Source organism: Sinorhizobium sp. FG01, from assembly GCF_002531875.1.
Taxonomy (GTDB): domain Bacteria; phylum Pseudomonadota; class Alphaproteobacteria; order Rhizobiales; family Rhizobiaceae; genus Sinorhizobium; species Sinorhizobium fredii_C.
The window spans coordinates 1-13,771 of record NZ_NWTB01000026.1; the positions used below are offsets into that span (position 1 = coordinate 1).

Consider the following 13,771-nt stretch of genomic DNA (forward strand, 5'->3'; position numbering starts at 1 on the left):
CTTCATCTCGTCCGTGGTCGGCAGACTCGACCGCAAGATCCTGCTACTGGCGCTGACCGCCGTGATGATCGTCTCGGAGATGATGGTAGCGGTTGCTCCGAATTATATGACGTTCATGGTTGGGCGCGCGCTCATCGGGCTCGTTATCGGCGGATTTTGGTCGATCTCCGCCGCGACCGCCATGCGGCTTGTTCCGGACGATCAGGTACCGCGGGCGCTGGCGATCTTCAACGGCGGGAATGCGCTGGCGACGGTCATTGCCGCCCCGCTGGGGAGCTTCCTCGGCAGCCTCATCGGCTGGCGCGGGGCGTTCTTCTGTGTCGTCCCGGTCGCAGTGATTGTTTTCGTGTGGCAGCTCCTCAGTCTTCTGTTCACCTATCTTCGGCCGTTCCTCGAAACGGCTATCCATGCCGATGTTTCAACGCTGTCGCTCTTGCTGCAGCGTCGCCAATCGAGAGCAGCAAGCAAACGTCGCACTGCATTTCGCCTGTGCCGACCTCGCCGTCATGCCTGCCGAATCCATTTAATCGGCAGAGTGACAGTCAGCAGTCCGCCAGGGACGGAAAAATCTGTGCGATCCTGGGCGAGTTAGACCTTGGGGAGGCCTGTTCCGAAATGCCGCAAGTGGGCGACATCGAGGATGCGATTGACCAAGCTCGAGAAGTTGTGTCCGGCGGTCGTCGCGGCCAGGCCATAAGAGGTGCGCACACCGATTCCCGGATCGGCGTTGATTTCCAAGACAAAGGGCTGGCCATTGCGATCGACCCGGACGTCGACGCGGGCGTAATCCCGGCACTCGCAGGTACGGAAGGCCACAACCGAAATATCTCTCAGCATGGTCGAAAGTGCGGGTTTCGGAAAAGTCCGGACAGGATTTCCGGTAATCTCCGGACAGAGTTTTCAGTAATTCCCGGACAGTGATTCCGCTAAATCCCGGACAGTTTCCGGCGGCGGTGTGACAGGTTGGTTCGCGGCTGCGCCGTCTTGGTTGTTAGGCCTCTCACGACAACGTTGAGAGGGGCCGATGCCGAGACGGAAGCAAGCAAGACGAACGACAGTGAGGGATATCCGGACGATTCTGCGCCTGACCCATGAAGAGGGTCTTTCGGTGCGCGAGATTGCCGAGCGGCTGAAGATCGGCAAGAGCTCGGTATCGACCTATTTGCTACGTGCTCGGGAAGCCGGGCTATCATGGCCCTTGCCGATTGGCCCGGACGAGGACGCAAAACTGGAGCGGCAACTGTTCGGCCGTGCCGGTCGTCCGCCGCGCGATCTCAGCGAGCCGGACTGGGGGCTGGTGGTTCGGGAGCTGAAGCGCAAAGGCGTGACGCTGACGCTTTTGTGGCAGGAATACCGTGCCAACCATCCCGATGGTTACGGCTTCACGTGGTTCTGCGAACAGGTTGCCGCCTTTCGGCAGCGTACGAGTGTAGCGTTTCGCAATCGGCACGCGGCAGGCGCCGTGATGCAGACCGACTATGCCGGGCCGACGGTGCCGGTGATCGATCCGGCGACCGGTGTCATCCATCCGGCCCAAATCTTTGTCGCGGTGCTGGGCGCCTCCAACCTGACCTTCGCCCATGCCAGCTTTAGCCAGCAGTTGACGGACTGGATCGACGGCCAGGTGCGTGCTCTGACCTTCTATGGTGGGGTCACCAAGGCAATCGTGTGCGACAACCTCAAATCAGGGGTGGCCAAGGCCCTTTGGTTCGAGCCGACGTTGACTGCGACGTTCGCCGCCATGGCGGAGCATTACGACACCACGATCCTGCCGACACGCAGCAGGAAACCGCGCGACAAAGGCCGGGTCGAAGGCGCGGTACTGATCGTGGAACGCTGGATTCTGGCCCGGCTGAGGAACCGCACCTTCTTCTCGCTTGCCGCCCTCAACACGGCGATTGCCGAATTGCTCGAGGAGCTGAACAATCGAACGATGCGCCACGTCGGCAAAAGCCGCCGCGAACTGTTCGAGGAGATCGAACGGGCAGCCTTGAAGCCCTTGCCGGCGGTGCCGTTCGAATTGACTATCATGTCGAGGTCGACAAGACCTTCTACTCGGTGCCGCATCGGCTGATCGGATGCACCCTCCAGGTGCGGCTCACCCACCGGGTGGTCGAGATCTTCCACGATCACCAGCGTGTCGCCAGCCATGTCCGCCGCTCCCAGCGTTCCGGCCACGTCACCATCAATGACCATATGCCCAAGGCGCATCAGCGCTATGCCAACACCACGCCGGCCAATCTAATCGGCCGTGCGACCCAGATCGGCCCCAATGCCGCTATCCTGGTCGAACGCATGATGCGCGACAGGCCGCATCCGGAACAGGGATATCGCTCGGCCATGGGCATTCTGTCGCTGGCGCCGCGCTATGGATCGCAGCGCCTCGATGCGGCCTGTGAACGGGCGCTCACCATCAATGCCGTCACCTATTCCTCCGTCGCCTCCATCCTCAAATCCGGCCTCGACCGGGAACGACCGCAGGCTGAACATGCGGCCCCCACGCCTGCGCATACCAATATCCGTGGCCGATCCTACTATCAGTGAAGGAGGCAACAATGCTGACAAACCCCACCCTTGACCAGATGCAGGCCCTCGGGCTGACGGGCATGGCCGCCGTCTGGCGCGAATTGACCGAGCAGTCCGGCACCAATGAGCTCAGCCGCGATGAGTGGCTCGGCCTGATGCTCGACCGCGAAGTCACCCTGCGTGCCGACAAGCGCATCCGTAACCGGCTCGCCTCCGCCAAGCTACGCTTCGCCCAGGCCTGTATCGAAGATATCGACTTCGCCGCCGCCCGCGGTCTCGACCGGCGCAACACCATGGCGCTGGCCCAGGGGCAATGGCTCACCGCCCATGAGGGCCTGATCATCACCGGCCACACCGGCACCGGAAAGTCATGGCTGGCCTGCGCCTTCGGCAGGCAAGCGGCAAGGCTCGGTCACTCCGTGCTCTACGTGCGCGTGCCGCGCATGTTCGAGGATCTCGCGCTTGCCCGCCTCGATGGCTCTTTCCCTCGCCTCATCGACAAGCTCACCCGCGTCCAGCTCCTCATCCTCGATGACTTTGGAACACATGCGCTCTCCGATCAGCAGCGCTTCCACCTCTTCGAAATCGTCGAGGAGCGCTATCAGAGAAAATCCACCCTGATCACCGCCCAGGTCCCCGTGGCTAGCTGGCACGACCTTATTGCCGACAGCACCGTCGCCGATGCCATACTCGACCGCATCGTGCACAATGCCCATCGCATCACTCTCCGCGGCGAGAGCATGCGAAAGCAAAAAAGCGCAACCCTCTTGACGGCTGCCGAAAACGGCGAAATCAATCAGCCCTGATGGTAACCAGGCCGCCGAGGACCAACCTCGTCAAACTGTCCGGACTTTAGTGAAACTGCTGTCCGGGAATTAGCGGATTCAATGTCCGGCTTTTGCGAAGCGCGCAGTCGAAAGTTCCCTCCCGATGTGCGCCGGGCAAATCTTCTGCGGCTCCGTGACTGCCATGTGCAGCTTGTCCTCCCAAGTGATCATACGGGTTTCGCGGTCGCCGAAGTCATGCTCCACCAGAGGCAACACATCGAGCTCTCGGTTACCCAGCAGCGCGACACAGAGTTCCCGACCCTCGATATATTCTTCTACGAGCGCATCCTGCGCATACTGCGTGACGATCACTTCCACGGCCTGTCTTAGCTGAGCAGGCTCGTGTACGAGCTGCAATCCCAAGCTGGTGCATTCGTAGCGCGGCTTCACTACCACTGGGAATCGCATGTCCCCGGCACTCTCGGTGCCGCGACGCATCTCGCGAAAGTTCGGCGTCGGCACGCCGCGATCGCGATGAGCCTTTTGGTGATAACCTTGTCGGACGACAGCCCATGCCCGAGCGGGCTCGGTCCGGTGTACGGAACGCCTGCCATCTCGAGCATGGCCGGAACGTGGATGTCACGGCACTCGCCCTGAATTCCGGTCGCCATGTTGAACACCATTCCGGAGGGGCGGGCTTGCGGATCAGGGGGCATGAACCGCTCAAGCGTAGCCAGCAGTCCTTTATCGCCTTCACACAGCAGCGTCTCATGGCCGCCCTCTTGCAGTGCCGCCACCACGCCGTCGACCGTCTCACGGTCGTATTCCCCCGGACTAGGCTGACCGAACCGGTTAATCACGCCCGTATGATCATGGTTCCAAACGACGGCTACCCGCATGAGGCTACTCCCTAAATGTTTGCGCGCTGTCACGATCATTCGCTCGCATTTGAATTTTGGAGAGGAATAGCTACTGGACCTCGCTATTCACCGTATAACCATGCAACCCGCGTGCCACCGAAGAAGTCGTGGGCATGTGTTACGCGCCACGCAGGCGGAATACTTGCACTCAGTGTATCTGGCTCTGAACATAGACGTCTTCAATCGGAGGGAGCTTTGAATGACGAGCGTCGCCTCCCCTGCCAAGCTCGAACGTCCGCTCGACAATGATTTCGCGTAGCGATTTCACCTAAGATGTACTCGGCATCGGAAAATCACCGTGTCACCTAGGCTCACGACTTATTGATCCAAGAGAGAAGATGACGGTAGTCGATGCAGATTCCTAGAAGAGTGTCTCGGCGCATCGATTGTAGCGTTGCGATGCGCGCTGCGGTCATGGGTTAGCCAACTTGCAGCCCAAAGGCATCGCAGCCGGTCGAAAGGCAAATTTCCGCTTGGAAGCTTTACGCCCTGTGTTCAGGCCACAATCCAAACGTCGCTTGTCGCCCGTGTGCTTGGGGGCAGTTGAGCAGAAATCTACACGATGCAAGAGTTTGGTCCGGAGATCCGCTCATATCGAAACCAATTCGATTAAACCAGTTTTCTCCCCTCTCAAACAGTAATGCCGCCCAGACTCGACCGGGATAGGTTCTTGTAAAGGGTGAAAAGCAGTGGCCCAATGGCTTTTCAGGTCTCTGGACGTGACGACGAATTTTCCAAAATAGGCGTTGAAGTATGACGTCATTCCGTGGCAGAGGCCCGAACTGTGGGCTATTATTCGGTGCTCTACGGCATCCAAGGCGTTAGGATCGAGATAGTCGTATTCCCTGAAAAGAACAGTGGCGGAGATAGATTCGGGATTGTGTAGCATTTTGTTGACCGCTAAATATGGACGCCGGCCGATTGAGTTTAAGCCCGATAGGTCGAGACCACATTGGGTCGACACGGAAGTCTTTTCGAAAGCTTGTGTGTCACTACAGAGAACACCGAATTGGTGAACCCGCTCCGGCATCACAACTGAATTAGAACCAGCAAGGTGGCGGATATCTTCAGCAATTGCCTCGTATCCCTCACCAACGATTCCGCAGTCCAATGTTTCTGTGAATATAACGTCAGGTGCCGACGGCAGGTCGCCGTCGAGAATCGCTTGCCTCGACGATTTTGCAATCACCGCAATTCGATCCTGCAAATTGTTTGACCGGATAACCTCGCGCGCAACGTCAGCGAGTCTTTCATCCTTCTCACATGAGAACACTTTCTTAGCACCGTATTTAGCGAAGAGCATCGCTGGAAGGCCCGCTCCGGTGCCGATTTCAACGACAGTCTTGCCTACGATATTACAAGACGCGATCGCGGCCTCTATTGCTGCATTTCGCCCCGCATCGCGCAGCATTGTGAAATGCCAACTTGGAATTTCAGAACCGGTGTTAGTGCGTAAAGCTTTTTCGTTCATTTTCGTGTCTCAGAAGGAGTGAACCGCGGCGATAATAATCTCACAACTCGAGCAACACCCTAAGTGCGACGCGGGCGTAGACGCGTTCCTCTGCCTAATTGCTGAACCGGCCTGCTTCCTGGTTCGACAGTTCTTATGTCATGCGGCGCTTCCTTCGGAGCCGAGCGCCGCAAAGACTTCGACGAACTCTGTCGCTTAACAGTCACAAAAACGTTTAGCTGCTGCTGTGACGCGGTTCGTCCGCGAAGAGCTCGGCAAATTCCGCCTCAACGTCAGTTATGTGTATGTCGTGAGTGGACAGCCAGTCCTGATTGAAGATTGTGTCCAGGTACTTTGTGCCGCTGTCGCAGGCTAGGCTGACGATGCGTGCTCCAGCCGGCGCTTCACGGGCCACGCTGAGCGCCTCATAGATGGCACCGCCAGTTGAGCCCCCGACAAGCAATCCGTGCCGCCGCGCCAAGTAGTGGCAAATCGAGAAGGCATTGTCATCGCCCACCTTGCGCCCCCAATCGATTGCGTCATAATCGATCACCATACCCACATTCGCCCCTTCGGGCGTACCAGTCCCCGATTGACGGTAGCACCCCCCCTGACCGCCAAAGATGATACTTCCGACGGGTTCGACGCCGATAACTTGGATCTCAGGGATATGCAGCCGCAGTTGACGCGCGGTCCCGCAAAGCGATCCACCGGTACCGATGGCCGATACAAAATGCGTGATGCTCGGACCAAGATCCTCCAACAATTCGGCCGCTAGTCCCATGTAGCCGGCGGCGTTGGCGGGGTTGTTGTGCTGTTCGGTCCAGTTGGCACCCTCTTCGATGGCAACCCGCCTGGCCTCCTCGTCACGCTGGTCGGTGGCTAGCGCGCCATCGCCACCACCAACGACTCGGACGTTGCTGCCGAATGCACGCACAGTGCAGATCTTATCGAGACTTGCATGGGAGTCCATGAGGGCAGTGAATTCGAGTCCGCGCACGGCGGAGATCATAGCCAACGCACTTGCCGTATTCCCTGATGAGGATTCGACAATAGTGGCAGCAGCCTCTTTTGGAGTGTTAGGCAGGCTGTCGACCATGCTCAATGCCATCCGGTCCTTCATCGAGCCAGTAGGATTGAACATTTCTAACTTGATATACAGGCTGACTTCACCGCGCCGCAAAGGAACGTGCAGCGTGGGCGTGCGTCCAATAGTTTCAAGAATGCTATTGACGATCATTGGAGGACAACCCCTTTGTGCTAAGGGTTTCGTCGGATAAAATCTTCCACCCGTACGGACGCCGGACCACGGCTAACTTTTTAGGCAAGGGAATTTGGTGGAACGAGCTCTCATTCGAATCCATTTGGTAACCGGCAGTATTAGTGAAGACGACGAGATCACCCGGGGCAATGCCACCCTCGACTGCCAGGCCGCGCCAGCGGATGACATCGGATTCAAGGCAACTGCGCCCGACCAGAAAATAGCGCGTGTTCTGTCGCGGCACCGCGCGTTTTTCTCGCCGGACAACCGCCGGAGCAGGCACGAAATCGGCGCCAAACCAAGTTTCGGAGAGTGAAAACGACATACCGTCAAGTACTACCCCGAATCGACAGTTTCCAAAGTCCTTGATGTCGATCACATCGAAGACGCTGATCCCGCACTGGTCCAGAAGCGAGCGACCAGGCTGCAGTAAGATCGGCAGCCGGTGACGGTGGAGGAAGTCACGGTCTGCCGGGTCGGATAGAGCGGTCTGGATCACTGCAGCTGCGTGATAGGAACCAGCAAGTTCTGAAGCGTAAGGATAGTTGCCGAGCTTTGCTACGCTGCCCCAGTGGACGCCACTACCGTATGCAACCGGATCGAACCTCTGAAGGTAGCGCATGGGATACCCACCACCGATGTCGATGCCGCCGGGCGTCAGGCACTTAGCGCAGAGACGCCGAAGGATGGCGATGCAGAAGCGCAATTGTTCTGCGCGCGTCTGAACCTGGTAGTCGTTGATATGAAATGACACTCCAATCCGCTCTACCTTGGTCTTCTCGAGCAGCGTTAGACACGCCATCAGTTGATCCTCGGTCATTCCAAAGCGAGAATCTGGCTCGTTTATGGGACGAGCCCGAAGGAACAGACGGCTAATACCTCCCACGCTGTCCGCCAGCGCGAGAACGCGTCTCAGTTCTTCGATGGAGTCGATGTGGATGGCCACGTGATGGCGAATGCAAAGATTGATTTCGTAATCGGACTTCGCCGGACCCGTCATCGACATGCGCTCCGATGGAACGAGGTTCATGAAGGCCGAACTCATCTCGTGGGCAGAAGAAACATCCGCGCCAGCGCCAGCCAGCGCGAATGCGCGTAGGAGCGAAGCAGACTTACAGGCCTTCAACGCGAACTGGACCTGACAATTGTCATAGACGGTCCGCAATTCGTCCAGCCATTGGAGGTAGTTTCTGTTGGCTTGGTCTGGACACACCACATGCAACGGCGACCCAAAACCGTCAACCCAAGCGGCCAGCTCGGATCGACTATTGAGCAAATCGAGCGTCCAATCGCTGAGTAGCGGCTCCGGTTCGTCAGAGTCATATTTCTGGAACACTGATCGATCCTCATCTCAGGTCGTCAAGATCGATCGAGCAGCATGGCAGTGCAGTCTGTAATCTGTGTTTTGTCGTCTTAAAGCTCATCAGTTCGCCGGATAGGCCGGCCCGGATGATACGGTCTACATCAACAGGCCCCGGCTGGGACCAGTAGCTCACATGTAAGCTTGGATCATCATAGGAGAGCAGGACGCACGGAACAGACGAGAGATCGAGCTCTCCGGCACAGAAATAGCGATGATGACCATCCATGATCACCGAATGGCGGTGTTCGACCAAGATGGGCCGCGTCCATCGCCCCTTGTCGATGATCATCTTAGCTAGTGTTCGTGCACGTAAAATGTTGATTTCCTCGGTCGGTCGAAGCTGGCTCACGGGCAGTCTAACGATGATGTAATTCGAGAAGCGTTTTGCCGGAGACAAAGGCTTCCTCCTTAGTCGGTGACACGTTTGCGGATGACCTCCGCATGTATTATGCCAAGGCAAACAAGCCCGCGAAAACAAGGGCTTATGGTCACGACTCTTTATGTCGCATGCCCGACATTGTCGAATAAAGGACATTGCGTAAAGCGGAAAGAACGTCGCTGACGCGTGAATTCCGCCCTCCCCCTTCGGAGCGCTCATGTTTCCACAGAAGACGAACGATGGTGATTGACGCAGCGTAGCTCGACACGAAGACTGAAAGCCGGTGCAATGCTTTCGGCTGCAGACGCTGCCGCCTGCTCGCGCGCGAATGGCTGATCGAGGGCAAGATTGCCGCCCCTGCTTCAGTCGCGGTCATTGTTGGTGCGGGCGTGTCCCAGTTGTGATAGGCAACTCGGACACCGTCATCGAGCAGATCTTGCCTATGGCGACCATCCAGCGGAACGATGACAGCCCATGCTTCGACTTCCAGCACGGAGGCCTCGGATCAAGCGGCTTACCATGGGGTCGTCTGCCGCATCTCGTATCACGCGGTTTGAAACTGCGGCGCATGGGATGTCGTCAATGGAAGTTCGCATTTGGCGCGACAAGCCGTCGTTCGAAGTTCCTTGTTGTTGTGTTCAACCGTGTTTGAATGAAGATGCCTACGTTCGCAATCCGACATTCCTGAGGCATAAGTATTCTGACGGCGCGGGTAAAACACACGGATTCAATGATTGTGCGCCTATACCCTCCTTCTTGGCACGCCGATTGCCGTGACACGTGAACGCTTAGACCATAGCGGTCTGGCTACTTTCGGTCGAAGGTTCATATGAAACGTGCTCGAACGATGCAAAGCAATGCGCTTGATGCCGCGCTGTTTAGCGTGGTCGCGTCAAGTGGAGCTTTGCCGAGTCCGTTGCGGAAGGCGCGGTCATTTTCCATCCAGCGGCTCTGGTTCCCATCGCATCTGGATGACCACGGGTGCGGAGGCGATGATCGCGGAACTGATGCAGCACAGGCGCACTGCTGGCCGCCATGCGCACCTGATCTCAGTCGACGGATAGCAGAGAGTACTCAAACGCCACTCCAACGACGCCGCCGCCTATTGCCAAGGCAGCACGCAGGGTACGCGGCCCTCTGGCGGCGCCATCGACCCGAATGTGCTCCACCAGGTGCAGTGGGTGACGCGGGTCGAAGCGCCTTCCCGACAGTGTCGGCGCTCTCATTTGCCGTGCCGTTGACGAGGACCAAATCCAAGCGAATGAACGTGACAGCGCACAAAAATGAAGGAGCAGCTCATGCGGGTAGCCGTCGTGTGGAACGATGATCATACGGGCGTGATCAACCGGTTCGGTCAGTCTTGTCGGGAGGCATACGATCGCGAGACGGTCGAAAGCGTGGTGGCGGCACTGCAGGAGGGCGGCCACGAGACGTTGGTGTGCGAAGGCGATAAAGGACTGCTCGCCACGCTTGAGCAGTTCATGCCCCCTGATCCGCGAGCCTGCCCCTCCGGGATGGTCTTCAACATGGCGTACGGAATTCAGGGCGAGTGCCGCCTTGCCCACGTTCCGGCCATGCTCGAGATGGCGGGCGTTCCGTACACCGGATCGGGCCCACTCGGGCATGGGCTGGCCCTCGACAAGGTCATCACGAAGAGGCTTATCCGCGATCACGGCGTACCCACACCAAACTTTCACGTCATGCGCAGCAGCAATGGCAGTATCGGCGATCTGCGGTTCCCAGTGGTAGTGAAGCCGCGTCACGAATCGAGCAGCTTCGGATTGCAGCTGGTGCATGAGGCCACTGGGTTGCGGGAGGCCGTAGACGTGATCGTCACGCAATATAAGCAGGACGCGCTTGTGGAAGAGTATGTCGAAGGCCGGGAAATCTGTGTCGCGATGTTGGGAAACGAAGAGCTTGAGGTCTTGCCTCTTCTTGAGCAGGACTTTGGCGACCGAGAAACGCGCCTTGTGACTTGGGAAGCGAAGTACAGCGCAGCCGAGGAGCTGCCGTTGATTTGCCCGGCGCAAATCGGGAGCGAGCTTGCGGCGATAGTGCGGGATATTTCGATTGAGACTTTCCGTGTCTGCAAGTGCCAGGATTACGCCCGTGTTGACCTTCGGATCGACCGCTCCGGCCAACCCTTTGTACTGGAGATCAACTCCATGCCGCGACTCGGTACCCACGGCACCTACGTCTTGGCCGCGACGACCGCTGGCTACAGCTACACGACTGTGGTCAATCGCATCCTCGACGTCGCCCACACGCGATATTTTGGAGTGGGCGTCCCCGACATAAACGCAAAGAGCTGATGCCAACCGGCAGCGGTTGATCACGGACGTCACCACTGGTCGAGGCGGTGAAAGGCTATTCCCGCCAACATCAGCAACTTAATGAGCCCTGCTTGCGCGACCGCGCACAGCGCGAAAGCAAGCCTCTTGTGCCATGGACCTGTCCAACTCGCGCAGGTCATACCAATTGCTCCCATAAATGTTCAATAACGTAATAACATTTGTGCTTAGCGATTTTAACTTTTACTCATTGAACCACTAGGCTTTTCCTGAGGTTTCCCATGCCTGTAACGCTTCGCATCGCTCTTCGTGACTGGGACTACATGACCCCTCTGGCACTCGGAGACGTCTCTTCTGCCCGCCTCGCCATCAAGGTCGATCGGGTCGGCACCCTCGTCAATGATCTCGCAACAGATGACGCGCACGATGCGGCGGAAATCTCCTTCAGCCGCTATTCGCAAATGCGCCACGACGGAAACGAGCGCGTTATCGGGGTGCCGAATTTCATCATGCGCGGCTTTCGCCATCGCTGCATCATCACCAGCAAAGCCAGCCTCATTCATTCTCTGGCTGATCTTGCCGGCAAAAGGATCGGTGTCACGGGCTGGCGCGATTCCGGCAACACCTGGACGCGCGCGGCTTTGCGCCGGGAGGGCGTCGGCATCGAGGATGCGATGTGGTATGCCGGCCGCCTGACCGAAGCCCATCCGATTACCGACCGCCTTGAGGGATTCGGGCGACCCGGCCGCATTGAGGCTGTGGCCGGTGAGCGCCCGATGGTCGACCTGCTGCTCGATGGCGGCTTGGACGCGGTTTTCACGCCGTTCATGCCGAAGGGATTCTTCGACCGGAACTCTTCATTGCGGCGTGTGCTCGATAATTGTCGAACGGCGGAAGTCGCATACTTCAACGAGGTCGGTTACGTGCCCGGAATGCACCTGATCGGGATAAAGGCCGCCTTTGTCAGGGAATATCCTTGGGTCATTGACGAACTCGGCGCGCTGATCGACGAGTCGCAGCGCCTCTGGCTCGAGAAGCGCGAGAAATACGCGGATACGACGCCCTGGATGATCGACGAGCTTGCGCGTTGCGCCGCTGATCTACCGCCGTCCTGGAATGCCAGCGGCTTCGAGCAGAACGAGACAATGATCGCTGATTTCGCCGTCGAACTCTACGAGCAAAAGATCCTGCCGCGCCTGCTGTCGCCGGCAGAGATATTTCCCTTGCATGCGACGGCTCGATGAGCGCCATCCCTGCGGTGGAACTCCAGATGAATGAAACCTGGCGCCGCGGCGGCCGAAGCGAACCGACACAATGCTCAGCCGCTGAGTGCGAAAAATGGGAGCGAAAAATGGCGAAACAAGCTGAGGACAACGGTTACCCGGTCCAGCAAGAGAGCAGGTACGATACCGTCGGTTCGACTGGTACAAACGTCGCCGACGGCTTCACGGTGGTCGCAGTTGGCGACCTCCTCACTTCCCGGCCGCTCACCAACGGAAGACATCCCGGCTTCGACGACGTGGTCAAAATTCTCCAGGACGCTGATGTCACATGCGGCAACGTTGAATCCAACATCTTCGATATACGCTCGTTTACGGGTAGTCCGCAGGTCAGCACTGACTACGTCCTCAGTGTACCGGAGCTGGGCGCCGATCTAAAAGCTATGGGCTTCAACGTCGTCAGTCGAGCGAACAACCATGTGTTCGATTGGGGCATTGAGGGTATGCGCGAGACAAGCCGCGTTCTCGATCAGAACGGCATTGTTCATGCCGGCGTGGGCGAGAACCTGGCCCAAGCGAGCGCGGCACGGTTTCTGGAGACTGGAGGCGGCCGCGTGGCACTGCTGTCGTTTGCCTCAACGTTCCAGTCCATGTCTCCCGCGTGTGATCCTGCCGGCGAGGCGCCGGGTAGGCCGGGGCTTAACGCGCTTCGCCTTTCGCAAAGCATCGTTGTCCTGCCAGAGATGATGGAGAGCGTCAGGCGGATCCGAGACGCGCTGCCGGGGTTTAAGGCGGGCGGCAACGATCCAAACCGGGTCGTGCTCGGTGGTGCGACATTCAGAGCGGGCGAAGAGGTTGGCTACAGCTTTGAACCGGACCAGGGCCACGTCGAAAATATTTTGCGCAATATTCGCCGGGGTAAGTTGTCGTCTGACTTCTGCATGGTTGCGCACCATGGTCACGGCGCCGGAAACTGGTGCCAGGAGCCGCCCGATTACGAACGGGAGTTTGCGCACAAGCTGATTGACGCCGGTGCTGACGCGTATATTGGGCACGGACCGCATCAGTTGCGAGGAATTGAGATCTACAAGGATCGGCCGATCTTTTACAGCTTGGGGAATTTCATGTTCGACAACCTCGGAACGCCGGTCGGAGCTGAGATGTTCGCCACCTACGGTAAGGACCCACACGTCCATACCGACGCGGAGTTGATCGTCGACGTCATGGTGAAGGGATTTGAGGGGGATGGCGGTTTCACCAACCCGGTGTACTACGAGAGCATCATCGCGATCAGCCGCTTCGAGCAAAACCGGCTGTCGGAATTGCGGCTAATTCCGGTTGAGCTGGGCTATTCGGGGCGGTTTGCCAACCGGGGCGTTCCACGTCCAGCGACGCCGCCGCAAGCACAAGCTATTCTGGGACGCTTGCAAAGGCTTTCGGAGCCGTTTGGAACCGAAATCGAAATAGAGAACGACGTCGGGATCATCAGGCTAAGGGGCAGGGATCATCGTAGGATGAGCGCTGCGATCGGCAGTCCGGGTAGGACAGGCTGAGTACCATCGACAATGGTCCCCGGCCTTGCCAGTTAGAACTG

At 58.2% G+C, this 13,771-nt stretch carries 11 protein-coding genes and 2 pseudogenes; 6 read left to right on the forward strand and 7 right to left on the reverse strand.

The features are described from left to right. Positions 1–592 (forward strand): MFS transporter (locus tag CO656_RS27005; protein WP_234819653.1); only part of this gene is annotated, 592 nt, incomplete at its 5' end. On the opposite strand, the gene CO656_RS27010 is transcribed toward CO656_RS27005, so the two are convergent. Continuing rightward, positions 589–837 carry a hypothetical protein gene (locus CO656_RS27010; protein ID WP_097527843.1) on the reverse strand — a complete coding sequence of 83 codons (249 nt, stop codon included), beginning with the start codon at positions 835–837 and terminating at the stop codon, positions 589–591. The genes CO656_RS27005 and CO656_RS27010 overlap by 4 nt on opposite strands. A gap of 187 nt (positions 838–1,024) precedes the next feature. Here CO656_RS27010 and istA point away from each other — a divergent pair. Beyond that, positions 1,025–2,544: pseudogene (istA, locus tag CO656_RS27015) on the forward strand (IS21 family transposase). Between the two features lie 11 nt (positions 2,545–2,555). After that, positions 2,556–3,332 carry an IS21-like element ISRsp2 family helper ATPase IstB gene (istB, locus tag CO656_RS27020; protein WP_176536693.1) on the forward strand — a complete coding sequence of 259 codons (777 nt, stop codon included), beginning with the start codon at positions 2,556–2,558 and terminating at the stop codon, positions 3,330–3,332. Between the two features lie 105 nt (positions 3,333–3,437). Here the strand turns inward: istB and CO656_RS31480 are convergent. The 6 genes and pseudogenes from CO656_RS31480 to CO656_RS30380 all read right to left on the reverse strand — a co-directional run. After that, positions 3,438–4,192: pseudogene (locus tag CO656_RS31480) on the reverse strand (ATP-grasp domain-containing protein); the annotation flags it as partial. A 610-nt stretch (positions 4,193–4,802) separates the two neighbouring features. Next, entirely contained in the window at positions 4,803–5,684 is an 882-nt protein-coding gene (locus CO656_RS27030) for a 50S ribosomal protein L11 methyltransferase (protein WP_097527845.1), read from the reverse strand. Between the two features lie 214 nt (positions 5,685–5,898). Continuing rightward, positions 5,899–6,903 carry a cysteine synthase family protein gene (locus CO656_RS27035; RefSeq protein WP_097527846.1) on the reverse strand — a complete coding sequence of 335 codons (1,005 nt, stop codon included), beginning with the start codon at positions 6,901–6,903 and terminating at the stop codon, positions 5,899–5,901. Then, positions 6,890–8,260 carry a hypothetical protein gene (locus tag CO656_RS27040; RefSeq protein ID WP_097527847.1) on the reverse strand — a complete coding sequence of 457 codons (1,371 nt, stop codon included), beginning with the start codon at positions 8,258–8,260 and terminating at the stop codon, positions 6,890–6,892. The genes CO656_RS27035 and CO656_RS27040 overlap by 14 nt, the downstream gene beginning before the upstream one ends. 10 nt (positions 8,261–8,270) lie before the next feature. Next, positions 8,271–8,684: a ParB N-terminal domain-containing protein gene (locus tag CO656_RS29950; protein WP_158254902.1), complete on the reverse strand. Its 414-nt coding sequence runs from the start codon at positions 8,682–8,684 to the stop codon at positions 8,271–8,273. Positions 8,685–8,775: 91 nt separating this feature from the next. Further along, on the reverse strand, positions 8,776–9,159 hold the full coding sequence (locus tag CO656_RS30380; RefSeq protein ID WP_158254903.1) for a hypothetical protein: 384 nt from the start codon (positions 9,157–9,159) through the stop codon (positions 8,776–8,778). An 805-nt stretch (positions 9,160–9,964) separates the two neighbouring features. Between CO656_RS30380 and CO656_RS27050 the strand changes: the two genes are divergently transcribed. The 3 genes from CO656_RS27050 to CO656_RS27060 all read left to right on the forward strand — a co-directional run bounded on the left by CO656_RS27050 (position 9,965) and on the right by CO656_RS27060 (position 13,730). Continuing rightward, positions 9,965–10,978 carry an ATP-grasp domain-containing protein gene (locus tag CO656_RS27050; RefSeq protein ID WP_097527870.1) on the forward strand — a complete coding sequence of 338 codons (1,014 nt, stop codon included), beginning with the start codon at positions 9,965–9,967 and terminating at the stop codon, positions 10,976–10,978. Between the two features lie 260 nt (positions 10,979–11,238). Beyond that, positions 11,239–12,201, forward strand: a complete 963-nt coding sequence (locus CO656_RS27055; RefSeq protein WP_097527849.1) for a nitrate ABC transporter substrate-binding protein — start codon at positions 11,239–11,241, stop codon at positions 12,199–12,201. Between the two features lie 107 nt (positions 12,202–12,308). Continuing rightward, positions 12,309–13,730, forward strand: a complete 1,422-nt coding sequence (locus CO656_RS27060; RefSeq protein WP_097527850.1) for a CapA family protein — start codon at positions 12,309–12,311, stop codon at positions 13,728–13,730. The last annotated feature ends 41 nt before the right edge of the window (positions 13,731–13,771 follow it).